Source organism: Hyphomonas adhaerens MHS-3, from assembly GCF_000685235.1.
Lineage (GTDB): Bacteria > Pseudomonadota > Alphaproteobacteria > Caulobacterales > Hyphomonadaceae > Hyphomonas > Hyphomonas adhaerens.
This window is the reverse complement of record NZ_ARYH01000001.1, coordinates 2,312,882-2,338,493: the sequence shown is the minus strand read 5'-3', so window position 1 is coordinate 2,338,493 and position 25,612 is coordinate 2,312,882. Positions and strand designations below refer to the sequence as shown.

Here is a 25,612-nt window from a genome sequence, read left to right as displayed (position 1 = left end):
CGAATAATAGTCAGATCAGCTTGCCCGGCGGAATGCCCGGTCCTGCTCTTCCGCGCTCATGGCGCGTTCGAGACGGCGAAGCTCCTTTGTGGCCCCCTCATTGCCAAGCCGTTCAGCCTGCCGGAACCAGCGCCACGCTTTCACCAGGTCCTGCGGACTTCCGTGACCACCCGCATGAGCAATGCCGAGATTGAACGCACAGCGGCTGTTCCCGAGGGAGGCTCCCCGGCTCCACCAGTTGCGGGCGGCGGATGGATCGGCATCCCCGCCCTGACCAGACATCAACATAAGGCCAAGATAGGCAATTGCGTCCGTTTCATCCTGTTGTGCGGCTCGCAGGAACAGGAAACGTGCACGGCGATGATCAACCGGACCACCAAGCCCGTGAAAACACATAAAGCCTAAATTAAACAGACCTGTAGGTAGGCCAGCATTCGCGGCCTGATTATAATAGGCACGTGCCGCGACCAGATCCTGCCGGACACCTCGTCCGGCGTGAAGCATGGCACCGTAATTGTTGGCAGCAGCAATATGCCCGGAATCGGCTGCGCGGCGCATCATGTCGGCACCACGAAGGAGAGCGTTGCCGCCCCGGTCAGAAGCGACCAGGGTAATTGCTTCCTGAAACAAGCCCACCCCATTCATCATGTAACTCACTTTATTGTGAGGCCTTCGCTTGGCTAGAGGGCGAAAGCAGTCTGTGTAGAAAAAAATGCAACTCGCCGGTTTGATGGGCAGGAACGGATGACAAATGGCGGGCGGCACGGCTAGGTTCGTCGTCATGAAACCAGTTGCTAAAATCCTGTTTACCCTACTGGCGGCGGTCATTTTCACAGCCGCCTCGTCAACGGCACAGACGCGACAAAATCCCATGGAGACCGACATTGTGACCGACGCGCCAACCTCTCTGCCGCTTGAGCGCCTTTATGCCTCGCCATCCCTGTCCGGACCAACCGCCCGGATGGTGAAGTACTCCCCTGACGGAACACGCGTGACCTTCCTGAAGTCCCGTGCCGATGAACAGAACCGGTTCGATCTCTGGCAGTATGACGTCGCAACGGGAAAGCAGAGCATGCTGGTGGATTCCAGGCTGCTGGAACCGGAACCCGTTGAATTGTCCGAAGAGGAAAAAGCGCTGCGGGAACGCAAACGCATTTCAGGCTCCGCCGGCATCACGGACTATAGCTGGGGGGCGGCCGACACGATCCTGGTGCCGCTTGGGGGAGACCTCCACCTCATCACGCTGACCAATTCCGGCCCGGTTGCGAAGCAGCTGACCCACAGTGACGCATTCGAATATGACGCCCGTATTTCTCCACGCGGAACCTTTGTCAGTTTCGTGAGGGATGGTGCAGTTTACGCCATTGAGGTCACAACCGGAAAAGAGACGCGATTGACGCCAGAAGCAGACCCCAGCCGGGCTGTCAGCTATGGCGTGGCTGAATTTGTGGCGCAGGAAGAAATGAAGCGCTTCACAGGGTATTGGTGGAGCCCGGATGAACGGTATGTCGCCTTCACAGAAGTGGATGAAAGTGAAGTAGACATCATCCCGCGTTTTGACATCGAAGCCGAAAAAGTCACCGTGATAGAGCAACGCTATCCACGCGCCGGACGGCCGAATGCCAGAGTTTCGCTCTATGTAAACGACCTGAAGAAAGAACGTACGGACCGGATTTTCGAAACAGGCCCGGATGCCTACCTCGCCCGCGTTTACTGGACCAGTTCAAGCCTCTGGTTCTTGACCGTCAATCGGGACCAGACCGAGATAAGATATAACCGGACAGACTCCCGGCCCTGGCGGGTATGGTCTCCTTACAAGGAGCACAATGATAAATGGGTGAACCTGTCCAAGGACTTCCGTGAACTCCCCGATGGCCGCATTCTCTTGACCGTGGAAGACGGCGGCATGCGCCACGCGATCACGATATCGCCTGAAGGCCACGGAGACACAAAGGTCATCACGCCGCCAGACCAGGTACTGGACTCCATCGAAGCCGTTTCACCGGATGGCGAGACGCTTTACTACACTGGCTATGCAGATACCGTTCTGGAACGACAGCTTTACAGTGTCCCCATCGGGCAATCGGGGCCTCCGGACCGCATCACCGAAGCGGGCAAGTTCTGGGACATCAAGATCAGCCCGGATGGACAAAGTTATGTCGGCACATCTTCGTCCCCCACCCAGCCAACGCAAACCGGTCTCTACCATATCAATGGCAAGCTTATCGGATGGATCGAAGAGAACGCCCTGGGTGAAGACCATCCGTACGCACCTTACCTGGCAGGGCACGTCGTGCCGGAATTTGGAACCCTGAAGGCAGAAGACGGCCAGGATCTTTATTATTCCGTCCTGAAACCGCCCACCTTCGACCCCGGGCAGACATATCCCGTGATCATCGAAGTCTATGGCGGCCCGCACGTCCAGACCGTCAAACGAGCCTGGGGCAGCTTGTCAGACCAGTTCCTCGCGGGACAGGGTTATATCGTTTTCCGTCTCGACAACCGAGGCAGCGACAATCGCGGCCGAAAATTCGAAGATGTCATTTATCACCGCACGGGCGGGCCCGAGGTGCGAGACCAGTTGGCGGGCGTTTCCTGGCTAAAGGCCCAACCTTATGTCGACGCCAACAGGATCGCGATCCAGGGCGGATCTTATGGCGGCTACATGACGTTGATGACGATCCTTCAGGCGCCCGAAGACACATTCGCCGCCGCTGTATCTTCCGCACCGGTCACGGACTGGAGCCTTTATGATACATTCTATACGGAACGCTACATGGGCACGCCGGAGGACAATCCCGACGGGTATGCCGCATCCGGCGTGCTGCCTTATGCCGGCAACCTGAATACACCGCTCCTGCTGATACACGGCATGGCCGACGATAATGTCACGTTCGACAATTCGACCCGTCTTATGGCAATTCTGCAGCAGGAAGAGAAACTGTTCGAGTTGATGACGTATCCGGGACAACGGCACGGCATCCGTGGTGAAGCGCTCCAGACGCACCAGATGATGACCCGGCTGGATTTCCTCGACCGGCACTTGAGTGCGCCTGACAATATCCCTGAAAATTGAAGACAGCATCCACAATGGAAATTCTCGACAAAGTACCGGTCAGCCTTGCCATTTTCGGATGCCTGACCCTTGGCCTTGCCCCCTTTTTCCCGGAACCGCACATCTGGGAAAAACTGAAAATGCTTGCCGGGGGAACCTTGCAGAAACCCGTGGATATCTTCGATCTCTGCTTTCACGCCCTGCCATGGTTGCTCCTCCTGGCCAAACTTGGCCGCATGGCCATGGTGAAATGACATGAAGCCCTGGACCATTCTTTCATCCAAGCAGGTCATGCGGGACCGCTTCATGGGCCTGCGCACCGATCGATGTGTCCGCGATGACGGGCATATCGTTGAAGCCTATCACGTCACGGAATTAACTGACTGGGTGACGGTCATTCCGCTGACGGATGCAGGCAACATCGTTCTGGTCCGGGAATACAGGCATGCGGCTGGCGTATTCACGCTTGGCCTGCCGGGCGGTGTCTCAGACCCGGGCGAACAAGACTGGCCTGCTGTTGGGGCGCGCGAATTGCGGGAGGAAACGGGATACTCAACCCGTGAAATGCACCATGTCGGCACATGTTACCCCAATCCGGCGACGCAGAATAACCGCCTGCATTACTATCTCGCGCTTGGCTGCCACCTGACCGGCACACAATCCCTCGACCCGAATGAGGAAATCGAAGTTCTTGAAATGCCGTATACTGAATTCCTGAACTACGGCACACTCGAAGTTCAGCATGCGCTTCACGCGGCAGCCCTGTTCTATGCCGAAATCTTCCTGAGACGGCATCCAGAGCTGCGCCCGCACAAGAAATGAATGAGAGGAAACGACCATGCCAGCCTTCCAGCCCACTGCCGACCAGTTCCGCGCATTTCGTGACGACCCGTTCGACGGCCCCATCGCGCAGGTGAATATCCTGAAATTCCGCGTGAAAGCGGCATACCAGCCGGAAGACCCGGAGTTCGGCAAGGATGAACCTGGCGGCGTGGCGTACCAACGCTATGCGGATGCCTTTGGCGTTGCCGCGGCCGAAGTTGGCGGACGCTGCCTGATGATGGGCGAAGTCGAACGCTATTTCATAGGCGATGGTGACTGGGATGCCGTCATGGTGATGTTTTTCCCTGACCGCAAAGCATTTATCGCAACCCTGAACCATCCGGACTACAATTCCATGGCCCGTCACAGGGAAGCTGGCCTGCTATGCCAGGAACTGCTGACCACGCGCCCAATCCGTGCAGAAGGAGTCCTGTAGCACCACGCCTTACTCCCCTGAGGCGTGTGCGTGCAGATACAAAGTCTCCCATGACGGGTGTGGGTGGCAACAAATTCCGACGGAATGCCCTCAGCGCCCGCTCTTCGGTCACCAACGCCCCAAAACCTTGCGTGCCGGCGTGAAAAGACGCGGGGCAACGCACATGATCGCACGAGGTGTAAATCCAGACTATCCAGCCATCACCAGCGGCAGGATGAATAAATCATGGATTTCAAAGCGGTAGAAGATTTCCCGGACGATCTCTCACCGGAAGCTGCAAGCTTCGGCGCCAAGATCGAAAGCAACACCAGGTGTCCAGTCGTCCGGCCGCTTGCTCCGGCATTTCTCACCGGAGAGGCGATCTTGTGTCATTGTTAACACGGCGGTGGGATTCTCTTGTTTAAACAAGGCGGCAACTCGGTGACACCAAGGTGTCGTCTGGTATAGTGATCATGCGGTGCGGGGTCGGGTAGATTACATGAAACGCCTTAGTATCATTCTGTTTTTTCTGCTGATTGCGGCAGGCGTGTGGGGGTGGTTCAAACTCACCGCCCCGGCAAAGCCGCTGGAATTGGCAGAGCCTTTGAGAATTAATCAAGGCCTGGTCCTCGGCGGCATCGACGCCAGCAATTCCGATATTCATGTCTACAATGGCATCCCCTATGCCTCCGCGCGCCGCTGGGCGGCGCCGGTAGCCCCTCCGCAGTGGGGCGCCATGCCACGCGACGTGCGGTCCTATGGTGCGGAATGCATTCAGGCCCGAAAAGGCATGGACGGTTTCGTGAGCGGTATCCTTGATGGTGCGGGCCTGCCTTGGTGGAAACGTTTCGCCGCGAAGAAATACATGGCCACCCTGCCCGCCCCGGCAGAAGCTGAAGACTGCCTGTTCATCAATGTCCGCACATCAAATGTTGGCAGCGAAACCCCGCTGCCGGTCATGGTTTGGATTCACGGCGGCAGCCACCAGGCGGGCTCTGGCTCTTCGGAATTCTACCAGGCGAACGCCCTGGTCGAAAATGGCGTCGTGCTGGTCACGTTCAATTACCGGCTGGGCCCCTTCGGATACCTGGCACATCCTGCCCTGACCGAGGAAGCCGGCACTTCAGGCAATTACGGCCTTCTGGACCAGGTCGCCGCCCTCCGCTGGGTGCGCGACAATATCCGCTCCTTTGGGGGTGACCCGGACAATGTCACCATTTTCGGCGAGAGCGCCGGCGCCCAGTCCGTCAGTGAGCTGATGGCGACGCCGATTGCCGACGGGCTTTACCACAAAGCCATCCTCGAAAGCGGCAGTAGCAGCTACAACGCCCATTATCTCGACAAAGCGCCCCTGCCCGGATCGCGCAGCTCTGAGGCGGTCGGCGAAGAATTCCTCAGCACATTTGTCGACAAGACGGCCACTGCCGCAGAGCTTCGCTCTATCCCGGCAGCATCCATCGTCACCCGCGCCGAGCAGCGCAAAGACCTTGTCGGTTACTTCCTGCCAACCGTTGACGGCAAGGTCCTGCCCGACACGATCGGGAGCACGATCCGTTCCGGCGACATACCGAAGGTTCCTGTTCTCGCAGGCTACAACGCAGACGAAGGCAGCCTGTTCTATGACGGGTTCCAATCCCCCACAGTGCTGGCACGCAATATCACCGGATCTCTGGAAGAACGCGAACAGCGCCTGGCTGAAGTGTTCGGTGAAAATCCAGCAAAGGCGCTTGAAGCGCTGTACGGCATGGACGAGCTGGCCAGCTGGGATGAAGGGGCGGCCGACATGCTGGGCGACGACATGTTCGGTGTTCACATGCGCTTCCTGGGCAAAGCCAATGCCACATCCGGCCATCCGACATGGATGTACTTCTTCACACGCGCAACGCCGACACGTTCCCAAACGATTGGCGCGTACCACGGATCTGAAATCCCCTTCGTATTCGGGTCGGCTTCGTCGCTGCTACCGATGTCCGACAAGGACGAGAAGCTGGCCGAAACGATGCAGGCCTATTGGACCAACTTCGCGCGGACCAGCGATCCGAACGGGCCCGGCCTGCCGGAATGGCCCGCCTACGATGCCAACGAGGACGAGTGGCAGGTTCTGGATCATGAAATCCTCACCGTCGCCGGCGTGCGCGCTCGAAAGCTGGATATCCTGGAAGAGCACCTGATCGACCGGATCGATGCCGTTGGCCGGGCGACCTCCGCACAGGCGCCGTATGAAGCGACCCTGATGACGACGGTCCCGAAGTCAGACGACGAGTAGAATCTCGCAAATCGCGGCCAGGCCGTCGCGATCGGCTTCATCAAAGGCATCCGGCTCGGTGGAATCGATATCCAGCACGGCGGCCAGCTGCCCATCCTTGTCAAACACCGGCAGGACGATCTCGGAATTGGTCGCGGAATCGCAGGCAATGTGCCCCGGGAAAGCATGTACATCGGGTACGATGATCGGTTCCTGCGTGGCGGCCACATGACCGCAGACGCCCCGGCCGAATGGGATGCGCAGACAGCCGAGCGTCCCCTGATAGGGACCAACGACGAGTTCGCGCGCCTTCAACGGGTCCACAACGTAAAATCCCGTCCAGAAGAAACGTGGCCGGAAAGCCTCAGCCAGAATGCAGCTGGCCGTCGCATACCGGGCCGTAACCGAGGTTTCGCCAGATACAACGCTTTCAATTTCCGCTTTCAGGTCGCGATAAACCGCCGCCTTGTCCATGGTTCGCCTCATCTCTGCCTTGGCCGCGCTATATCGGTTGGCCAGACCCGCTTCGCAATAGGGCGTTGAAGCCAGCAGCGACCTCTGAAATAGTCGGTCGGGGAAGGCTGGCCGTGCGGCTGCCAGCAGAGGAGTATCCGGTGCGGTTGAGGTTAAGGACAGGAACTGCCCTTGCGCTCGCCTGCCTGCTTGCCGGAACCGTTCCCGCAAGCGCGGCCTACGCGCAGGATACAGCCGACCGGAATACCCCGCATACCGGTTCGGTTGCTGACTCCTCAAATGACGTGTTTGACAACGGCTATGAATATGATGACGAAGACTGGCGCCCGCAGACAGATCTTGATGCCCTCGACCGCGCGCATGCCGACTACCTGAAGCGCAGGGACATGCAGCTCGAACGTCCGGAATGGGAAGCCGAGCCGCTGACACCGCCCGATCCGCCGCCACGCTGGCTCCAATGGCTGGGCGACCTGCTCAGCAATATGTCACCGCTTTTCCAATTCCTGTTCTACGCCATGATTGCCGCGGTCGTGGCAGGCTTCCTCTACTTCGTGTTCGGCGAGGCCCTCCGGGTTCGTTTCGGCAGGTCAGGCAAAGGCAAAGTCGATATTGCCGATGATGTCCTCATCGATGTTCGCCCGGACGCGGGCATGGCGCGCGGCCTGCTCGAAGAAGCCGATGCGCTGGCGAAGGCCGGAAAGTTTGCCGAAGCCGTCCACCTGCTCCTCTTCCGCTCCATCGAGGATATCCAGACCCGGCTCGAAGGCGGCGTCCCGAAGTCTCTTACGGCGCGGGAAATCGGCGGCCTGCAGCACTTGCCCGCGCGGGCAAAACGCGGCCTGGGGCCGATCATTGTGATTGTTGAGCGGAGCTTCTTTGGCGGCCGTCCGGTCGATTCAGAAGGATGGCAGGAAGCCCGGGCCTCCTATGAGGACTTCGCATTCGGTGAGGGCTGGGCATGAGCGAGACCGCGCAAACTTCCGCCGCGCCATTTGCGGCCCGCACCGTCGCTATCCTGATCGCCGTAGCCGTCTTCTCCTTCGGCGCCATCATGGTGCTCGCCGGATGGTCACCGGAGCTGCGAGACCGTGACAGGGCGGGCGACCACCCATTCTCTACCTCCGCCATCGGATACAATGGCATTGTACAGCTCCTGGAGGCGCAGGGCTATCCGGTCGAAATCTCCCGCTTCAAGAGCAATCTGAACGGACATTACGGACTGATGGTCCTCACCCTGTCGACGCGCGGCATGCACAACTCATTGGAGGACTACGAGCTTCAGGACGATACGCTGATCGTCCTGCCCAAATGGTCCGGCATGATCGACTGGACCAATCCGTCCCGCCTGAAGGATACGGACCTCGCTTCAGAGGAATCTATCGCCAGTACGCTGGAGGCTCTGGGCATCGACGCCGAGGTAAAGCGAACGGACGTGCCGGAGCTGATCTCAACGCCGTTCGGACGGTTGGCGCTGAAACCGGACCTGCAGCTGCAACTCCTCAAGTCAGACGATCTGACTCCCATTGTGCAGACCCGCGACGGCGCCCTTCTTTCGCAGGTATCAGGACGCAGCATCTATATTCTCGCCGATCCCGACCTGATCAACACGTTCGGCCTCGCTGAACGGGAGAATGCCCGCTTCGCCATGCAGATGATCAATTTCATGCGCTACAGCGATGATGAGCCGATCATCTTCGATGCCACCCTGCATGGCTTCACCCGGTCTGAAAACCTGCTGCAGATGATGTTCGATATCCCCTTCCTGGGCGTGACGCTGGTCGCCCTGGCCGCCGCCCTGCTCCTCGGCTGGGCAGCGTCCATCCGGTTTGGCCCGCCTGCCCGCGAGACCCGCGCGATTGCCCTCGGCAAGCAGGCTCTGGCGGATAACTCCGCCGGTCTTGTTTCCATGGCCCGCCGGGAGACAAGAATGGCGCCGGGATACCTGTCCCTCATCCGGCGGCGGCTCGCCCGGCAGATCGGGGCACCGCGCAATCTGACCGAAGCCCAGCTTTCCGAATTGTTCGACCGTCTTGGTCCGGAAAACATATCCGGCAAGACATTCTCGCAGATCGAAGCCGGTTTGCGCGCCCCGGCCGCCAGCCGGGAAGACTTGATGCACAAGGCCCGCGACCTCTGGCGTTGGCGCCGCGATATTCTCAGGAGATCCATGAATGACCCCAAGTGACATCCGCGATCTGGCGACGCGCATCCGCGGCGAAGTCCGCAAAGCCGTCATCGGCCAGGACACGACGGTGGACCTGCTCCTGACGGCGCTGTTCTCCTCCGGGCACGTCCTGCTGGAAGGGCCGCCCGGCACGGCAAAGACCCTGCTGGCGCAATGCTTCGCCCGGTCCATTTCCCTTGAGTTCGGCCGCATTCAGTTCACACCGGACCTGATGCCCGGCGATGTTCTGGGGACGAATTTGTTCAATTTTCAGACAAATGAATTTGCGCTGACAAAAGGGCCGATCTTCACCGACCTTCTGCTGGCCGACGAGATCAACCGGACGCCGCCAAAGACACAGGCCGCCCTGCTGGAAGCGATGCAGGAACGGAAAGTGACGATCGACGGGGACGCTTATTCGCTGAACGATCGCTTTATGGTGATTGCCACGCAGAACCCCATCGAGCAGCAAGGCACCTATCCCTTGCCGGAAGCGCAGCTGGACCGCTTCCTGTTCAAGCATACGCTCGACTACCCGTCCCGCGAGGAAGAATTCGCCATCGTTGCCCAGCACGGCACACGCACGGGCATGAAGACACCCGCCGCTTTCGGCGTGGACTCGGTTATCTCTCATGCCGAACTCGATGCGGCGGTCGCCGCCGTTGCTGAAACAAAGATTCAGGACGATGTGATCGGATACGTCGTCGACATCATCCGGGCGACGCGCACCTCTCCGGCCCTCGAAACCGGGGCGAGCCCCCGCGCCGCAGCAGCCCTCGCCACCGCGGCCCGCGCCCGCGCGGCGCTTGATGGACGCGACTTTGTCATTCCGGACGACATCAAGACGCTCGCCCTGCCGACACTTCGTCATCGCGTTCTGCTGTCTCCCGCAGCGGAGATCGAAGGCCGCACCACCGAAGAAACCCTCATGGCCATCATCGAACAGACGGCGGCGCCCCGGTGATCTCCCCGACCGCCCGCGCGATCTCACTGATGCTGCTCGGCTTGCCATTGATGGTGGGCATCGCCCTGCTGCGTCCGGACCTCTGGACCCTTTCGGCCGGTTGGATCGCGCTGGTCGGTGGATTTGCCGTTCTGGACGCCATGATCGGCCCGGCGCTTCGCGCGTTCGAAACGGACATTGATGCCCCGCCCATCCTCTACGCGGGCGACAGCGATCCGCTGCCGGTGACCTTCCGGTTTACGCGCGGCAGTCTTCCGGCGCGGCTGGAAGTCCAGCTGGAGACGGACGCGCTGCTGGAAGAAGTGCCCACGCGCGGCCTGCGCGGTTGGGAAGGAAATGAACGCCGCTATGAATTCACGCTCACGCCACTGCGCCGGGGGACGGCACGGCTGGTTCGTCTATGGTGCCGCTGGCAAGGGCCGCTGGGCCTCATCCAGAAGCGGTCCGTTCGTGAACTCGATACAGAGATCGTCGTCACACCCAATATCCGTTGGGTGAAGGACGAGGCCGTCCGCCTGTTTTCCCGCGATGCCGAGTTCGGGATCAAGACACAGATCGAGCGCGGCGACGGCAGCGAGTTCGATGCCCTGCGTGAGTTTGCGGCCGGCATGGACCGGCGCGCCATCGACTGGAAACACTCGGCCCGGCACCGTCACCTGCTGGCCAAGGAGTTCCGCACAGAGCGCAACCACAACATCGTCTTCGCCTTCGACACCGGCCGCCTGATGAGCGAACCGCTTGGCGGCGTCCCCAAGATCGACCGGGCCATCAATGCGGGCCTCCTGCTTTCCTATGTCTCCCTGCGCAATGGCGACCGGACCATGTATTTCGGCTTCGATGCGAGACCCGGGCTCGCCAGCGGCTTCCTCTCCGGGTCCCGCAGTTTTCCCCGGATGCAAAGTCTCGCCGCCCGGCTCGATTATTCTGCCGAGGAGTCCAATTACACACTCGCGCTTTCCACTCTGGCCAGCCAGCTGGAGCGGCGCAGCCTGATCATCATCTTCTCGGATTTTGTCGACACGATCTCTGCCGAACTGATGCTCGAAAATGTCCGGCGGCTGACCGACCGGCATCTCGTCCTGTTCGCCACCTTCGAGGACGAAGCCTTATCTTCCATGGCCGACGCGCCGCCGGAAACGACCGAGGATGTTTCCCGCGCGGTGATCGCCGGCAATCTCCTGTCCGAGCGTGATGTCGTCCTGCGGCGGCTGCAGCGGATGGGCGTGCAGATCATCGAGACCCGGCCGGAACAGTTCGGCGGCGCACTGCTGTCGCGATATCTGGAGATCAAGAGGAGGGACATGCTGTGAGTGACATGCTGAAGTCCTACCGCTTCCGCGAGGAGCGCGAGGCGGACTGGCGCAAGCTGGACCTGATCCTCACCCGCGCCGAAAATTCCGGCGTGAAGGCGCTCACGGACGAGGACATGATGGCGCTGCCGCACCTTTACCGGCAGGCGGTCTCTTCCCTGTCGGTCGCGCGCTCCATTTCGCTGGACCAGAACGTCATCACCTATCTGGAAGGCCTCTGCACCCGGGCCTATTTCTATGTCTATGGCGCCCGCACCTCGATGGGCGAACGGATGGCGCAGTTCATGCGCGCGGACTGGCCGGAAGCTGTGCGCGGGGCGGTCCTCTCCACCCTTCTGGCCGCGTTCTTCCTGTTCGGCGGCGCGGCGCTCGCCTTCTTCCTCTGCCTGCAGGACATGGATTGGTACTGGACCATCCATGGCCAGAGCTTCAGCGAGATCCGCACGCCGGACGCGAGCGTGGAAGCGCTGCGCTCCACCATCTACACCGATCCCGGAGAGGTTGGGCAGGACCGGCTGACCGCCTTTGCGGGCTTCCTGTTCAACAACAACGCCCAGATCGCGCTGTTCGCCTTTGCGCTCGGTTTTGCCTTCGGCATTCCCACGGCCTGGCTGCTGGCCTGGAACGGGATCATTCTCGGATCCATGTATGCCGTCTTCTGGGACAAGGGGCTTGGGTATGAGTTCACTGGCTGGCTGCTGATCCATGGCGTCACCGAATTGTTTGCGATCGTGCTGGCAGGCGCGGGCGGCTTTGTGATCGGGGGCGCGGTGGCATTTCCGGGCCGCAAGTCCCGCCTCGCCTCGGCGCGGGAGTCCGGACAAAAGGCGGCAACCATCGCAATGGGCTGCGTGATCATGCTGATCATCGCGGCCATCCTGGAAAGCTTCGGGCGCCAGCTGATCAATTCCGACACGATCCGCTACACCATTGCCGCCACGACGGCGGTGTTCTGGCTGGGCTATTTCTACCTGCCCCTGCGGAGGCCCGGCGCATGACCGCACAGGGCGCCCCCGGCGAGATGCAGATGAACATCGAGGCCGCCCGCCGGCGCCGTGCGCGCATGGCGGAGGAGAAGCGCCTCAACAAGATGATGCGCGTGCTGGTCACGCCGGAGGGGGCTAAACTTCACCTGAAGCTGGCCACCGCGGCGGAACGGGCCGGTGCCTTTGCCATGGATGTCGCCATCCAGTGGGCCATCGTCATTGGCACCTTGCTGGGCCTGACCTTTGCCGCCTCTTCCATGGGCATCGAGAATGTGAATATCGCCTTCGCCTTCTGGCTGGTCTTCTATTTCTTCGTACGGAACTTCTATTACATCTTCTTCGAGATCGGCCGGAAAGCCGCCACGCCCGGAAAGCGGGCCCTTGGCCTGCGCGTTGCCTCACGCGATGGCGGACGGCTGACGGCCAATGCGGTGCTGGCGCGAAACTTCACGCGGGAGGTCGAGATCGGCCTGCCGATCCAGTTCCTGCTGATGGGCGGAGACCAGCTGGGCGCCTGGATGGCCCTGTTCGGCCTGCTCTGGTCTGGCGTGTTCCTGTTCTTCCCGCTCTTCAACAAGGACAAGCTGCGGGTCGGCGACCTGATCGCCGGCACCTGGGTGATCAAGGCGCCGAAAGTCAAACTGATGGGCGACATTGCAGAAGTCGTTGTCACGGCGCCGCACAGCAACATGTTCGCCTTCACGCCGGAACAGGCAGACACTTACGGCATTCATGAACTGCACGTCCTGGAGGATGTGCTTCGTCAGGCGACCGGCGACATCAAGCAACAGGTCGCCGAACGCATCCGCACCAAGATCGGCTGGACGGCGCAACCCGGCGAAACCGACATCGCATTCCTGGAAGCCTATTACGCCGCCCTGCGCAGGCGGTTGGAGCAGCGCATGCTGATGGGCGACCGGAAGTCCGACAAATACGACGTGAGGCACTAGCCCCAGCACGTCCGCCCGGAGACGCCCATAGCGCTCCGGCGAACTCCTGATTGTCAGCAGGTTCAACTTGTGTCGGGCCAGCCCTTCAGAGTTTCGATCAGTTGCACCGTGAGACCGCCCGAGACAATGCCGAGGGCGGCGGGCATGGCGTGCGTTTTCGGCACGGGTGTGATGAAGGGTTTCGGCTCACCGCGCGTCTGTTGACGCTGGAGGGTGCGCGCCAGACATTTAGCCCGGCGCTCAGAGTCCCTCAGTGTCTCCAGCATGGCTTGCCAGCGGTCGATCAGCGGCGCGGCGAGGACGGGCCCGCGATCCGGCACGATCTGCGGTCCGCGCAGGAAGTCCGGCGTTTCGCCCGCGGGCATGGGCATGAGGGAGAAGGTGTACTTCGTCTCGCCTTCGCCTTCGGAAGTCTCGAAATAATTGCTGCCGGGACGCGGTTTGACCGGCGCGAGGTCCACATGCAGCGCCATCAGGAAGATCAGACAGCGGAGCAGAATCCCGAGCCGTTTCAGCTCCGCGAGGCAGCGTCGCTTCACCGATTTCGAAATCACCTCCGGCACCTCGCGCAGCCCGGCCCTGAGACCCGCTTCCGCGATGGCGCGCCCGATCGTTTGCCAGGCATGGGAGAAGAAATCGGTGAGGTCTGTCATGCCGGAAAGCCTGGCATGGCGGCTCAGGAGGTGGATTGAGGCATTCTACTTCTGCGCCATCTGCAGCCGTTCCGGGCCACAGGCGTGTGGATAGCGCGCCGCTTATCCCCGGGGCCGCCATCCTGCCAGCAAACATCGCGCACGCGCGCAAAGCCCCATCCGGCTCGGATTTGCCCCCTGGCCGGTCAATCCGACCTTTGTCTCACGGACGGCCCAACCGGATCTATATTCCCTGCAACAGGAAATCCCTGTATATGGACGGCATGAGTACCTCTCGTACAAATAGCAGGGTTGTCTTCGAGATCGGACAGATCGCGCCAATTCTGAATTGGGCCGGGAGTGAGGGCGTCGATGTGGACCGGATCATTAGCCGGATTGGCCTGACGCCGGGAGTCCTTGAGGACGCCCCCAACACAAAACTGCCACTGGCCGATTATTTCCGTGTCCAGTCCGAGATCGCCAGATCGCTTGACGACCTCACGGCACAACTGTCCGAGCGCAAGCTTCTCTATCAGAGCGGATCTTTTGTCCTGTCTCAGATGAAGACCGCCAGGACCCTGCAGGACAATATCCGCAACCTCGCCTCCTACTTCAACATGCTGCATGGCGGGAATTACAATCTGGTCCGCCAAAGTGGCGAGACGCTGACGCTTATTCTCAATGACTCGGAATTTCCCTACCGGTTCCGGGACGATGAAGCGCTGACCCATTTCGTCCGGGACGCCTTGCTGATCAAGGTCTATTGCCTGTTGGACAGCCTGACCGGCGGTGTCGCCAGCAAGGCCCTGACCCGCGTCTCCCTTGTCAGGCGCCGTCAGGAGATTGAAGACACACTCACCTCTTTCTGGGAAGTGCCGGTTCAGTACAACAATACTGTGTACGAACTTGTTTTCGATTACGATATTGCCTGCCAGCAAATCGCACCTGCGACGAATGCCGACCTGAGCGCCGACGGGATTTTCTCAAGGGTCATCCACCACCTCGAAACCCTTGAGCCGGAGACGGACACCCGGCCCTTCGCCATTCGCACGGAAGACCTGATCTCGGAGGGGCTGGAGACCCAGCAGGCCGTCGCCGATGCCTTTGGCATCAGCGTCGCAACCCTCAGGCGGCGGCTGAGCGAGGAACGCACATCCTTCCGCGACCTGTTGCTGAACCATCGCATGGACCGCGCCAACGCCCTGCTCACCCGCGGCGCCTCTGTCAGCCAGGTTTCGGAACAGCTCGGCTATTCCGATGTCCGGGCCTTTAACCGTGCATTCAAGAAAATGCGGGGCGTGTCGCCCGCCGTCTTTGCCCGCAAAGGGGACATTATAAACGAAACCGCGTGAGCGAAAGTGTTCACCCGGCCTGAGCCGTCCCGTCATCGAACTCCGGGGCGGCTTCTGACTAACTCTCGCAAAATACGATAAACTGCGGGAGGAAATCGTGAAGCAACAAAAGTTTGACACGTTGAAGTTCGGCCTGGTTTCAGCGATCGCGCTGACCGGGGGCCAATATCACGCCTGGGCGCAGGACGCTGATGAGGCAAATGACAACACACGCACACTCAATCAGGTAACGGTTACGGCGCAACGGCGCGAGCAGAACCTCCAGGATGTTCCGCTTTCGGTGACGGCGATCGGATCCGAACGCCTGGAAATCACCGGCGCTGTCGATATCACATCCATCCAGCGCTCGACCCCGAACGCAACCATCGAGGTTGCGCGCGGCTCGAACTCGACGCTCATCGCGTTTATCCGCGGTGTCGGCCAGCAAGACCCGCTCTGGGGCTTCGAACCCGGCGTCGGCCTTTATGTCGACGACGTCTACATCGCCCGCCCTCAGGGCGCGATCCTCGATATCTTCGATGTCGACCGCGTGGAAGTTCTCCGCGGGCCGCAGGGCACGCTCTATGGCCGCAACACGATTGGCGGCGCGATCAAATATGTCACCAAGCCGCTCAGCAATGAGCCTGACCTGAAGGTGAAAGCCAATCTCGGCAATTACAGCCAGGCGGATGTCATCGTTTCAGGATCGACCCCGCTCAGCGACACATTCGCCGTTGGCGGTGCGATCGCGAAATACACTCGGGATGGGTATGGCAAGAACCTGAACACCGGCGCGGAACACTACGACAAGGACCTGCTGGCCTATCGTCTCAGCGCCGACTGGAACCCGACGGACGACTTCTCGGTGCGCTTTGCGTATGACAAGTCACAAGACGATTCCAACGCAAAGCACGGCCATCGCCTCCTTCCGAGTGCAGATGGAACGATCCCGGTGACCGGCGACGTTTACGACACAAGGGCGGGCATCGGCGACAAAAACTCGGTTGAGACGGAAGGCTACTCGCTGACCGCGCAGTGGGATGTGAACGACATCGTCACGCTGAAGTCGATCACGGCCTATCGTGAAGGCTCGACCGTGACACCCATCGACTTCGATGCCTTGCCGCAGCCGGACTTCGATGTGCCTGCGTACTATAATGATGACCAGTTCTCGCAGGAGTTCCAGCTTCTCTACAATAACGGCCCGCTCAGCGGCGTTGCCGGCGTCTACTATCTGGATGGCAATGCCGACGGCGCATTCGACGTCATCCTCAGCGCACTTGGGCTGTCCATCTATCAGGCCGGCGCGCAGGAGAAAGAGAACTTCTCCGTTTATGGCGACTTCACCTATGAGCTGAACGACAAGTGGAGCGTTTCGCTTGGTGGCCGCTACACCGAGGACAAGACGACCGCAGACGTGCTCCGTGAAGCCTGGGCGGGTCTTGGGACGGGCTCGTTCGATCCGTCGAATACGACCTCGATCTTCCTGGTCACGCAGACCGACTATCAGGACGTCGAGCGGAAAGACGACCAATTCACGCCGCGCGTGTCCATCTCGTACAAGCCGACTGACGACCTGAACCTCTACGCGACCTATGCGCAGGGCTTCAAAGCGGGCGGCTTCGACCCACGCGCACGGGAAGACCTCGACCCGACTGGCCTCTCCCGCCAGGGCTTCGGACCGGAACAGGTCGACTCCTACGAACTGGGCGTGAAAGGCTCATTCTTCGGAGACACCCTCCAGCTCAACACAGCCGTGTTCTTTGCGGACTATACCGATCAGCAGATCACCGTGCAGAGCGGGGCGGACACCGACAATGATGGCGTCAACGACACATTCGTCTCGTCCGTGTTCAATGCGGGGGCGTCGGAATACAAGGGCCTGGAAATCGAAGGCACCTGGTTTGCGACCGACAATCTGACGCTGTTTGCGACGCTCGGCTATATCGATGCGGAGATCAACGAGATCCTGTCGGGCGGCATGAACATCGCCAGTTCCTTTGTGACGCAGAACACGCCGGAGCTGCAGGGCCAGATCTCTGCCAACTACATGCATGATCTCGGCGCCAATCGCGGTGAGCTGTCGCTGACCGGAACTGTCTCGGGCCGCGACGAATACTACCTGTTCAACGTACCGAACGAAGGCTTCCCGGCCGGGCAAAGCGCCATCTTCCCGGGTGGCGGGCCGAAGCTCGATCCGTCCGGCTACTACCTGTTCGACCTCAGCGCCGTCTGGACATCGCCTTCCGGCAAGTACCGGGTTGGCGTGCATGGCCGGAACCTGACCGATCAGGAATACCGCGTGGCAGCCTATAACTTCGTGACCCCGAGCCAGCTCGGCCTCGATTCTGCCTACTCGGCCTTCTACGGCCCGCCGCGGACGTTCACCGTTTCCCTTTCAGCCGACTTCTAGGCCAGGCCGTGGGGACTGCCGGCATGCGGACCACCCTCCCGGTCCGCATGCCGGATGGCGATGACGGCCAGGCGGCCGGGAAGGATCGGATACATGACCCTGAATACGTCTTCACCGAAAGCGGGCATGATGGGAACGACGAGCCGGGCTTATGTGCTCGGGCTGCTGACACTGGTCTATACGTTCAACCATATCGACCGTCAGATTCTCGTTATCCTGCTTGAGCCGATCAAGGCCGACCTGAACCTGAACGATACGCAGCTCGGTTTGCTTTCCGGGCTCGCTTTCGCTGCGTTCTATGCGACGCTGGGCATTCCGATTGCCATGTGGGCAGACCGGGGGGACCGCCGGAAAATCATCACGCTCGCGCTCGCCGTCTGGTCGGGCATGACGGCATTTTCCGGACTGGCACAGAATTACTGGCACCTTCTGATCGCCCGCATGGGCGTGGGTGTCGGAGAAGCCGGCGGAACACCTCCGGCAACTTCGATCATCTCCGATCTGTATGGACCGAAGGAACGCGCCACAGCGCTTGGAATATACACCACCGGGATCGGCATAGGTATTCTTGCAGGCTTCATCATTGGCGGAATTGTTTATGAGGCCTGGGGCTGGCGGGCGGCTTTCTTTATCGCTGGGGTACCGGGCCTGCTACTTGCCTTGCTGGTACGGTTCACATTGAAAGAGCCGGTCCGGGGCGCGGTCGAAGCCCGCGCCGATGTCGGCATCGCACCAACGCTGAAGGAAACCCTGGCATTCATTGGTGGGCAGACATCTTTCCTTTTCCTGCTCGCCGGGTGTTGCCTGATCTGTATTTCGGCAAATGCCTTCCTGGTGTTCACTTCCAGCCACCTGCAACGGACTTATGGCGTCGGCCCGGGTGATGTATCGATTCCATTGGGCATCCTGATTGGCGGCGTCGGCGGCGTGGGGGCGGTCGTTGTCGGCCGGCTTTGCGACCGGCTGTCGTCAACTGATTTGAGATGGCGGCCCTGGACCATTGCGGCCTGCGCGGCCCTCGCCCTGCCCTTCGCCTGGATGTTCCTTCAGGCACCCAGCATCGAGCTGGCCTATGTCTGGAACATCGTTCCAAGCTTCATCGGCCTTGTTTATGCAAGCATCGCCTACACCGCATCACAGGAACTTGTCGGCTTGCGCATGCGCTCATTTGCGTCGGCTTTCATGCTGTTCTGCCTGACCCTCATTGGGATTGGTGGCGGCCCCACGCTTGCGGGATGGCTCAGCACCCATTTCTCGGAAGCCGGTTCAACAACGCCCCTCAAATCCGCCCTCGAAATCATTCTGGCTTTGAACGCCCTCAGTGTCGTGTTTCTATTCCTGTCGGGACGAACCTATGACCGGGACGCAAAGCGAGCGGCTGCAACCTCATGAGAGATGATCTGGAACATGCACAGGATGGCGGACCGGCAGCATCGGCCTCCGCCCTCCCCGGCAAGCGGGACATTTTCTACGAGTCGACCGATGGATTGCGCCTCTACGCGGCCGATTACGGCCCGGAGGACGCCGCCCTGACCGTGCTTTGCATGCATGGCCTCACGCGGAACCATAAGGATTTCGAGCCGCTGATCCGCCAGCTGGATCTGCCTTGCCGGTTCGTAGCGGTCGATGTCCGCGGCCGTGGCTTGTCAGACCGCGATCCCAATCGCGGCTATTCCCCGGACGTCTATGTCGGTGACATGGTCACCCTGCTCAACAAACTCGGGGCCAGCAAGGTCAGCCTGATCGGGACGTCTATGGGCGGGTTGATGGCGATGATCATGTCTCAGGCCCTGAAGGATCGGATTCAGGGCATCGTCCTCAACGATGTCGGGCCGGCCGTAAACCCTGCAGGCGTGAAGCGAATTGCCGGCTACACCAGCGGCGTGCGCACTTTCCCCAACTGGCAGGCCGCGGCTGACGCCATCCAGTCTAGTCAGCATACCGCGTTTCCGGATTTCACCGGGACAGACTGGATGGCCTTCGCCCGCCAGACCTGCCGTGAAACAGACACGGGACAAGTCGAATTCGATTACGACCCGGCCATTACCGAAAACATGGACGTTTCCGGACCGGTCTGGAAAATCAATTTCATGATGTGGCGCCTGTTCGGCCGCATGAAGCACATCCCCTTGTTGACGGTGCGGGGCGAACATTCGGACATCCTCACCTCCAGCACAGCAAATCGCATGTGCCGCCGTCACAAAAATTGCCGGCTGGTGACTGTACCGAACCGGGGGCATGCTCCGATGCTGTCCGAGCCAGAAGCCGTTTCAGCCATTTCGGATTTCCTTGCCTCACAGATTGAGGCTACCCTGACAGCGCCCGGCTCGCAGCCATCTCATCAAGCAACCACTGCCGCAGGGCCGTAACCTTCGGCTCGTTCCGGCGCGTGGCAAGCGACGCGAAGAACCATTTCCCCGGCAGGAAGACCCGCTGGCCCGGGAACAGTTCCACCAGCCGGCCCGCGGCGAGGTCCTCATCCGCAAACGGATCGATCGCCAGCGCGACGCCCATGCCCCTCACTGCCATGTTCAGGGCATGGTCATAACTGTCAAAGCGGGCATTCCCTGATGGATCAACAGACGGCGCACCGACCGTGTTCAGCCACACGGTCCAGTCATTCTGAGATGGGTAGACCTGAAGCAGTGTGTGATCGCGAAGATCGTTGGGCTTGAGGATCGGTCCGTTCTTTTCGAGGTATTCCGGGCTACAGACCGGATAGACCCGCGAACTGAACAGGAGCGTGTAATCGACTTCCCGCCGGATCGGCGCCCCGATCATCACGCACGCATCGGAGGTGCTCTCCGACAGGTTCACATCCGCCTGCGACGTGATCAGCCGTATCTCGAGATCCGGATGGGCGGCCTCGAAAGACTCCATCCGCGGCAACAACCAGCGGACCGCGAAGGTGGAATAGACCTGCAACACGATGCGGCTGCTGTTTTCATCGCGCAGCTGCTCCACGGTCTCCCCGATCCGGCGAAATGAGCGTTTGAGGGTCTCGGCGAGTTTCCGCCCCTGAGAGGTCAGTTCGAAACCGCTGCGCCCGCGCCGCGACAGCCGGCAGCCAAGCTCTTCTTCCAATTGCCGGATCTGATGACTCACCGCGGACGGCGTGACATTCAGTTCGCTCGACGCGAGCTTGAAACTTTTCAGACGGGCGACAGCTTCAAACGTGCGTAAGGCCGTCATGGAGGGGAGGTGCTGCATGGTGGGGTCACGCTACATGAGAATAATTCACTTAAAAAGAGCCGCTTCACCGCGTGTCACATGCGTGGATTGTCCTTCATCCCGGCTTTTCGCTAAGAAAGGACACTCCGCGCCTTGTTGATGCGATCTCCCGACAAAGGGAGAGGCGACAACCCGGCCACAGTTTTTATGATTTTTTTACAAGGCGCTATAAGATTTGACGCGAACAAGCCCTGAGCCTTCCAGCCGGTCACTGAGTGAAGCGGACACCGAATTGCTGTCGCTGTTGCAAGCGGATCCGGCGGCCGCACTCCGGCAGGTGATGTCCGAATTGAAGCGCAATCCGACAGATCCGATGCGCCATCTGGTCAGGGCCGAAGCGACCCGGCGCACCGGAAACGTCCGGGATGCGATAAGGCTGGCCCGGGAGAGCCAGGAGCGCCTGCCCGGTTATCCTCCGCTGGCGCTGGAGGAGGCCCGCGGCCTGAAAGCCCTCGGAGACCTGCCGGGCGCGTGCCGTGTTCTGGAGACTCTGCAGGCAGAACATCCGGACTTCATCAATGGCTGGAAGGCATTGTCGGACGTGCGGGCGGAGATGGGTGACCAAGCCGGCGCGCAGGACGCTGCGGCGCAGATCCGCGCCATCGGCCGCCCTGCGCCGGAACTCGTCACGGCGGGCGACTTGCTGCAGCGCGGGAAGCTGGGCGAAGCCGAACACGTGCTGCGCCGCTACGTCCACGATAACCCGATGGACGTCTCCGGCATCCGGCTTCTGGCGGACCTCGGCAACCGGCTCGGCGTCGCGAAGGACGCGAGCAAGCTGCTGGAGCGCTGTCTGGAACTGGCACCGGACTTTCATCAGGCGCGGCATGACTACGCCAATGCCCTGATCAAACTGCAGCAGTACGACGCGGCCGGGCAGGAAATAGACCGCCTCAAAACCGCCGAGCCTGAAAATCAGGCCCATCGCGTGCTGGAAGCCCTGCTCCATGTCCGTCTGGGCCGGTATGAAGAGGCAATATCTGTTTACAGATCGATCCTGAACGTCTTCCCGAACCAGGCAAAGCTTTGGCTGAGCCTCGGCCATGCCTTGAAGACCGTCGGCCGGCAGAGCGAGGCAATCGACGCCTATCTGGCCGCAATCGTGGCGCAACCGGAACTCGGAGAGGCCTATTGGAGCCTCGCCAACCTGAAAACCTTCCGGTTCTCGGACGATAATGTCTCCGCCATGCGCCAGCAGCTGGACAGCGGGTTGCTGGCCCATGCCGACCGGTTCCACATGAGCTTCGCCCTCGGCAAGGCGCTGGAAGACCAGCAGGATTTCGCCGGCGCCTTCGAGGCCTATCATCAGGGGAATGCATGGCGGCGGAAGGGCCTACGCTACAGCGCGGACCGGAACGCCCGCGACCTGGAAGAGCAGAAGCGCTTCTACACGCGCCAGTTCTTTGAGGAGCGGGCCGACTGGGGCAATCCGTCTGACGAGCCGATTTTCATCGTTGGCCTGCCCCGCTCCGGCTCAACGCTTCTGGAACAGATCCTCGCCAGCCATTCTCAGGTCGAAGGTACGTTCGAACTGCCGGACATTCTCTCCATGGTCCGTCGCCTGTCAGGCCGGAAACGCCCGGACGATCCGTCGAACTATCCAGCCACCCTGGCGGACCTCAGCCGGGACGAGGTCCGTGCGCTTGGAGACGAATACCTGGACCGGACACGCGTGCACCGGTCAGGCTTGCCGCATTTTATCGACAAGATGCCGAACAATTTCGCGCACAGCGGATTCATTCGCCTCATTCTTCCGAATGCGAAGATTATTGATGCGAGGCGCCATCCGCTCGCCTGCAGTTTCAGCAATTACAAACAGCTCTTCGCACAGGGACAGAACTTCACGTACGACCTTGATGAGATCGCGCGATACTATCTCGACTATGTTGGTATCATGCGTTTCTGGGACGACATCCTGCCGGGTTTCGTCACGCGCGTGATCTATGAAGAGATGGTCGCCTCTCCCGAGACGGAAGTCGCCCGGCTTCTTGAGCGGTGCGGACTCGAATTCGAATCGGCCTGCCTGTCCTTCCACGAAACAGACCGCGCCGTCCGTACGGCGAGCTCTGAACAGGTTCGCCAACCGCTCTATACGAGCTCATTGGAGCAATGGCGTCACTTTGAGTCCTATTTGCAGCCGTTGAAGGATCGGCTGGAACCCCTGCTGGCATCGGGGAATACGTGGAAAACATGAATCTGATTCATGTGAACGTGAATTTATTAACCTCGCAGCCTTCCGGCAACACCGCTAAGCCTGAGTAATCAGGACAATTTAAGCACTTTGGGGGTGTTGCGAATGCACAGCGACCCGCGGCAACGCGAGAAATTTTCACCTATCAAACGGGCACCGAAATTCACGGCGCTTGTCATGGGAACCAGCTTTCTGGTCGGACTGACGCCAGCGGGTTTTGCCGCGGCGCAGGACCAGGGCGGAACCAAAACCCGCCGTCTCGAAGCGGTCACCGTCACGGCACAAAAGCGCGAAAGCACTTTGCAGGATGCGTCGGTCAGCCTCCAGGTGCTCGGGGAAGACACGCTGGACCAACTCGAAATCACGAACTTCGACGACTATGCCAACTTCCTGCCCAGCGTCTCGTTCAACTCGCTCGGACCGGGCGAAGCCCAGGTCTACATTCGCGGTGTCTCCGATGGCGGCGATGGCAACGCATCCGGTTCCCAACCGAGCGTCGGCATCTATCTCGACGAACAGCCTGTCACGGCCATTGGCCGCAACCTCGATGTCCACATCTATGATGTGTCCCGCATCGAAGTTCTCGGCGGCCCTCAGGGGACGCTTTACGGCGCAAACTCCCAGGCCGGAACGATCCGCATCATCACCAACGCACCGGATCCATCCGCTTTCGAGGCAGGTTACGATCTCAACGCGGTTTCGGTGGAGAATGGCGGACAGGGCTATACGGCCGAAGGCTTCGTCAACATGCCCATCAACGAGAAAGTCGCGCTGCGGCTCGTCGGGTGGTACGACAAGTCGCCCGGATACATTGACGCGATTGCCGCCACAAAGACGTTCAGCCGCTCCGGCGTGACCATCAACAATGACGGCTATGTCGAAGATAACTTCAATGAATCCACCAAGGCGGGTGCCCGCGCCGCACTCGGCATCGACATCAACGAGTCCTGGACCGCGACGGCCAAAATTCTTCATCAGCGCCAGGAATCAGACGGCGTCTGGGATCACGACCCGGAAGACCTCGGCGACCTGGAAGTCGCCCGCTTCTCCGACGACCACGGCGAAGACACCTTCACGCAATATGGCGTGACCGTCGAAGGCGATGTGGGCGGCGTCTCGATGACGTATGCCGGCACCTATCTCGACCGCGAAGTCGATGACACGTCCGACTATACGGAGTATGCTGAGTACTCTTCCTTTATCGACTATTACACCTGCTATTACGCCTATGATGCGACGGCTGGCGGATACAATTTCTACAGCTGTGAAGACCCGCGCATTTCGTTCCGTGAGCAAAGCAAGTATGAGCGTCAATCGCACGAGCTGCGCTTTGCGACGCCGGAAGAAAAGCGCCTTCGCTTCATCGGCGGTGTTTTCTATCAGGATTCAAAGCACTCCTACGTCTTCGATTACCGGATCCCGAATATCAAATCCGGCTATCAGATTCGCGATCCGAACACCTACTTCGTCACAGACCAGGTCCGTGAGGACAAAGAGACAGCGCTGTTTGGTGAAGTCTACTACGACCTGACCGACACGCTGACGGCCACTGTGGGCGGCCGGTTCTTCGAAACCGAGACGAGCATTTCCGGCGAAGTCGGCACCGTGTTCGGGCTGAACCAGGTGGACGCAAAGACCGACGAGTCCGGTTCGGTGTACAAGGTCAACCTGTCCTGGGAACCAACCGACGACCTGCTGTTCTACGGTACAATCTCCGAAGGGTTCCGTCCTGGCGGCGTGAACCGCGAAGAGACGAGCAACATTCCGCAACAATACAAGTCTGACCTCATCACCAATTACGAGATCGGCTGGAAAACAGAACTGGCCGATGGACAGGTTCGCCTGAACGGCTCGGCCTTCCTGATGGATTGGGAAGATGTTCAATTCACCCGGTTCGACCCGAGCGAATCCCAACTGGGGCTGACATCCAATGCAGGGGCTGCCGAAGTCAAAGGCATCGAAGCCGATGTGGCATGGCTCGCGACCCAGAACCTGACGGTGACCGGCGCCTTTACGCTGCTGAATGCAGAACTGACCGAGGATTTCACCCAGAACGTCAATGCAACGAATGCGACGCCAGACGCCGCTTCGGGCACACGCCTTCCCTTCATTCCGGAATATAAGGCGTATGTGAACGCCCGGTACGACTTCCGGGTCAACACGTATGATGCCTTCGTGAATGGAAACTATTCCATCGTCGGATCGTCCTACAATGACCTCTATACCGCGTCCCGGCAGGAACAGGACGGTTACGGACTGTTGAATATGACAGCCGGCTTTGGCCGCAACAATTGGGAAGTCAAACTGTTGCTGCGTAACCTGACTGACGAACGGGCCGAACTTTATCGCAATGCAGCGGATTTCGACTCACGGATCACGACCAACCGGCCGCGTTCCATCGGCGTCAGCTTCTCCCAACGCTTCTGAGG

Annotated in this window: 22 protein-coding genes; 18 read left to right on the top strand and 4 right to left on the bottom strand. The window is 60.2% G+C overall.

The window, feature by feature from the left end; all coding sequences use genetic code 11:
- Positions 1 to 15: 15 nt before the first annotated feature.
- Positions 16 to 828 carry a tetratricopeptide repeat protein gene (locus HAD_RS18595; protein ID WP_162177510.1) on the bottom strand — a complete coding sequence of 271 codons (813 nt, stop codon included), beginning with the start codon at positions 826 to 828 and terminating at the stop codon, positions 16 to 18.
- Positions 829 to 871: 43 nt separating this feature from the next.
- Here HAD_RS18595 and HAD_RS11285 point away from each other — a divergent pair, with 43 nt between their 5' ends.
- The 6 genes from HAD_RS11285 to HAD_RS11265 all read left to right on the top strand — a co-directional run bounded on the left by HAD_RS11285 (position 872) and on the right by HAD_RS11265 (position 6,558).
- Positions 872 to 3,076: a S9 family peptidase gene (locus HAD_RS11285; protein ID WP_051596168.1), complete on the top strand. Its 2,205-nt coding sequence runs from the start codon at positions 872 to 874 to the stop codon at positions 3,074 to 3,076.
- 14 nt (positions 3,077 to 3,090) lie between these two features.
- The gene (locus HAD_RS11280) at positions 3,091 to 3,309 is read left to right on the top strand and encodes a hypothetical protein (RefSeq protein ID WP_035571089.1); all 219 of its coding nucleotides are present in this window, start codon (positions 3,091 to 3,093) and stop codon (positions 3,307 to 3,309) included.
- 1 nt (position 3,310) lies between these two features.
- Positions 3,311 to 3,877 carry an NUDIX hydrolase gene (locus tag HAD_RS11275; RefSeq protein ID WP_051596167.1) on the top strand — a complete coding sequence of 189 codons (567 nt, stop codon included), beginning with the start codon at positions 3,311 to 3,313 and terminating at the stop codon, positions 3,875 to 3,877.
- Positions 3,878 to 3,893: 16 nt separating this feature from the next.
- Complete coding sequence (locus HAD_RS11270; RefSeq protein WP_035571087.1) at positions 3,894 to 4,313, top strand: DUF1330 domain-containing protein; 420 nt, start codon at positions 3,894 to 3,896, stop codon at positions 4,311 to 4,313.
- 225 nt (positions 4,314 to 4,538) lie between these two features.
- Positions 4,539 to 4,691 carry a hypothetical protein gene (locus HAD_RS18590; RefSeq protein WP_156942234.1) on the top strand — a complete coding sequence of 51 codons (153 nt, stop codon included), beginning with the start codon at positions 4,539 to 4,541 and terminating at the stop codon, positions 4,689 to 4,691.
- Positions 4,692 to 4,791: 100 nt separating this feature from the next.
- Positions 4,792 to 6,558, top strand: a complete 1,767-nt coding sequence (locus tag HAD_RS11265) for a carboxylesterase/lipase family protein (protein WP_035571084.1) — start codon at positions 4,792 to 4,794, stop codon at positions 6,556 to 6,558.
- On the opposite strand, the gene HAD_RS11260 is transcribed toward HAD_RS11265, so the two are convergent.
- Entirely contained in the window at positions 6,544 to 7,011 is a 468-nt protein-coding gene (locus HAD_RS11260) for a GAF domain-containing protein (protein WP_035571082.1), read from the bottom strand. The genes HAD_RS11265 and HAD_RS11260 overlap by 15 nt on opposite strands.
- A gap of 113 nt (positions 7,012 to 7,124) precedes the next feature.
- Between HAD_RS11260 and HAD_RS11255 the strand changes: the two genes are divergently transcribed.
- From HAD_RS11255 to HAD_RS11230, 6 genes are read left to right on the top strand one after another with little or no spacing between them, the layout of a single operon-like run.
- Positions 7,125 to 7,973, top strand: coding sequence for a hypothetical protein (locus HAD_RS11255; RefSeq protein ID WP_156942233.1), 849 nt, complete (start codon positions 7,125 to 7,127; stop codon positions 7,971 to 7,973).
- A complete protein-coding gene (locus HAD_RS18055) occupies positions 7,970 to 9,196 on the top strand; it encodes a DUF4350 domain-containing protein (RefSeq protein ID WP_051596165.1) in 1,227 nt (408 codons plus the stop codon). The genes HAD_RS11255 and HAD_RS18055 overlap by 4 nt, the downstream gene beginning before the upstream one ends.
- Positions 9,183 to 10,139, top strand: a complete 957-nt coding sequence (locus tag HAD_RS11245) for an AAA family ATPase (RefSeq protein ID WP_035571080.1) — start codon at positions 9,183 to 9,185, stop codon at positions 10,137 to 10,139. Before HAD_RS18055 ends, HAD_RS11245 begins: the two co-directional genes overlap by 14 nt.
- Positions 10,136 to 11,449 (top strand): DUF58 domain-containing protein, encoded by a 1,314-nt coding sequence (locus tag HAD_RS11240; protein ID WP_035571078.1) that lies wholly within the window; start codon positions 10,136 to 10,138, stop codon positions 11,447 to 11,449. The genes HAD_RS11245 and HAD_RS11240 overlap by 4 nt, the downstream gene beginning before the upstream one ends.
- 5 nt (positions 11,450 to 11,454) lie before the next feature.
- Positions 11,455 to 12,447 (top strand): stage II sporulation protein M, encoded by a 993-nt coding sequence (locus HAD_RS11235; protein ID WP_035571076.1) that lies wholly within the window; start codon positions 11,455 to 11,457, stop codon positions 12,445 to 12,447.
- Complete coding sequence (locus HAD_RS11230; protein ID WP_241765345.1) at positions 12,444 to 13,385, top strand: RDD family protein; 942 nt, start codon at positions 12,444 to 12,446, stop codon at positions 13,383 to 13,385. Before HAD_RS11235 ends, HAD_RS11230 begins: the two co-directional genes overlap by 4 nt.
- Positions 13,386 to 13,447: 62 nt before the next feature.
- Here the strand turns inward: HAD_RS11230 and HAD_RS11225 are convergent, their stop codons facing one another.
- Positions 13,448 to 14,038 (bottom strand): hypothetical protein, encoded by a 591-nt coding sequence (locus HAD_RS11225; protein ID WP_035571074.1) that lies wholly within the window; start codon positions 14,036 to 14,038, stop codon positions 13,448 to 13,450.
- Between the two features lie 254 nt (positions 14,039 to 14,292).
- On the opposite strand from HAD_RS11225, the gene HAD_RS18050 reads away from it, so the two are divergent.
- The 4 genes from HAD_RS18050 to HAD_RS11205 all read left to right on the top strand — a co-directional run bounded on the left by HAD_RS18050 (position 14,293) and on the right by HAD_RS11205 (position 20,130).
- Positions 14,293 to 15,369, top strand: a complete 1,077-nt coding sequence (locus HAD_RS18050; RefSeq protein WP_051596164.1) for an AraC family transcriptional regulator — start codon at positions 14,293 to 14,295, stop codon at positions 15,367 to 15,369.
- A 97-nt stretch (positions 15,370 to 15,466) separates the two neighbouring features.
- Positions 15,467 to 17,761 (top strand): TonB-dependent receptor, encoded by a 2,295-nt coding sequence (locus tag HAD_RS11215; RefSeq protein WP_035571072.1) that lies wholly within the window; start codon positions 15,467 to 15,469, stop codon positions 17,759 to 17,761.
- Between the two features lie 93 nt (positions 17,762 to 17,854).
- On the top strand, positions 17,855 to 19,153 hold the full coding sequence (locus tag HAD_RS11210; protein ID WP_035571071.1) for a spinster family MFS transporter: 1,299 nt from the start codon (positions 17,855 to 17,857) through the stop codon (positions 19,151 to 19,153).
- Positions 19,150 to 20,130 (top strand): alpha/beta fold hydrolase, encoded by a 981-nt coding sequence (locus HAD_RS11205; RefSeq protein WP_051596163.1) that lies wholly within the window; start codon positions 19,150 to 19,152, stop codon positions 20,128 to 20,130. Before HAD_RS11210 ends, HAD_RS11205 begins: the two co-directional genes overlap by 4 nt.
- On the opposite strand, the gene HAD_RS11200 is transcribed toward HAD_RS11205, so the two are convergent.
- Positions 20,069 to 20,953 (bottom strand): LysR substrate-binding domain-containing protein, encoded by an 885-nt coding sequence (locus HAD_RS11200; RefSeq protein ID WP_051596162.1) that lies wholly within the window; start codon positions 20,951 to 20,953, stop codon positions 20,069 to 20,071. The genes HAD_RS11205 and HAD_RS11200 overlap by 62 nt on opposite strands.
- Before the next feature lie 214 nt (positions 20,954 to 21,167).
- On the opposite strand from HAD_RS11200, the gene HAD_RS11195 reads away from it, so the two are divergent.
- Together HAD_RS11195 and HAD_RS11190 are read left to right on the top strand one after the other, a co-directional pair.
- A complete protein-coding gene (locus tag HAD_RS11195; protein WP_035571067.1) occupies positions 21,168 to 23,186 on the top strand; it encodes a tetratricopeptide repeat-containing sulfotransferase family protein in 2,019 nt (672 codons plus the stop codon).
- A gap of 174 nt (positions 23,187 to 23,360) precedes the next feature.
- Positions 23,361 to 25,610, top strand: coding sequence for a TonB-dependent receptor (locus tag HAD_RS11190; protein ID WP_162177509.1), 2,250 nt, complete (start codon positions 23,361 to 23,363; stop codon positions 25,608 to 25,610).
- Positions 25,611 to 25,612: the final 2 nt, after the last annotated feature.